Below are 1,255 nucleotides of genomic sequence, written 5' to 3'. Positions count from 1 at the left end.
ACTTTTTTCTTTTTATATAACTTGCTCCGCATCCTATGTGTGATCGACAATTTGAAAGGTCGTCACCGGCATCTGTATGATTATAAATTATAATAGAACAGCTCACTTGCTATAAATGTGATTCTACTTAAAGTAGACCACCCACGTTGTTTTGTGATACCGCTCTTTCTACTGTTTCTCGAGCTTTGTTATGGTTCATATTTTATTGCAGCACACCCACTACATAAGGTGTTTCTGTTTTTATAACGGCCAAGGTTCTACTTAATAATTTTCGTGCAACCTTAACAATGATACTCTTTACGTTCTTGCCCATGTGCTTTCGATAATAGGCCTGCATGACAGGGTCGGTGCGTATGGCCTGCCACGAGGCTTCAACGAAGTAGGAACGTATTAATCGATGTGCCCTGGGAGTCATTCCCATTGTTTTTTGGTTGCCTCCGCTCTGATGTACACTTGGAACAAGACCTACGTAACCTGCCAAATGCTTGACGGTATTAAAACGTCTAAGGTCTCCCAGCTCGCAAAGAATACCACAAGCAACTATGCCTCCTATGCCCGGGATACTTCGTAGCAACATATAGTCTTTTTTATAATGGGTCTTGCAATATCTTCTGAGCTGTGTCGATACATCCCGAAGTTCTTGGTCTACAAAACGGAAGAAACGCATACGGCTCTCCAGGGCCGCTTTGGCCGTGGGATGCTTAAAAACCAAATCGTCCAACCATTGACGGTACTTATGGCTCCAATGGTCATTGTCGAACTCCTCAGGCTCTTTAATTCCGAAATACAACAATTGCATTTTGATATAGCTCTTTACCCTGCGAAAATCCTTTACAAGGTCGTTACGCCGCCTAAAAAGGCTCCGGAGCTGCTCTCGCTCCATATCGGGAACCTCGATACTATCCAAACGACCGTCTTTAAGCTCTCTGGAAATTAATTGAGCATCTATCTTATCTGTCTTTGTGTGTCTCTCTTTTCCCTTTCTATGGATATCCGCAGGATTCACAACCAATGAAGTCCAACCATAACCCTCAAAGCATCGATGGGCATAATAGCCGCAACAGCCAGCCTCATAAGCCACGTTTACTTCATAGTCCGAAAAATGTTTAAGCACATATCTCTGTAATTGTTCAGGATCTGGAGACATGCTAAAGGTCTTGCCCGTAAACAATTCCGTCGCACAGTGAACCTTCCAGCTCCGCTTGTGAATGTCAATGCCAATGTATAACTTTGGTAATGCAGTAATTTGAGTGTT

Annotated in this window: 1 protein-coding gene; it reads right to left on the bottom strand. The window is 43.0% G+C overall.

Annotated features, from left to right (window positions below; genetic code table 11):
• Positions 1–202 precede the first annotated feature (202 nt).
• On the bottom strand, positions 203–1,246 hold the full coding sequence (locus ACFSR8_RS16485; protein WP_449272398.1) for an IS110 family transposase: 1,044 nt from the start codon (positions 1,244–1,246) through the stop codon (positions 203–205).
• Positions 1,247–1,255 lie beyond the last annotated feature (9 nt).

This window comes from Hyunsoonleella rubra, from assembly GCF_042684665.1.
In the GTDB taxonomy this organism is placed as follows: Bacteria; Bacteroidota; Bacteroidia; order Flavobacteriales; family Flavobacteriaceae; genus Jejuia; species Jejuia rubra.
Note: the sequence above shows the minus strand (reverse complement) of the source record. Positions and strands in the feature narration are given on the sequence as shown.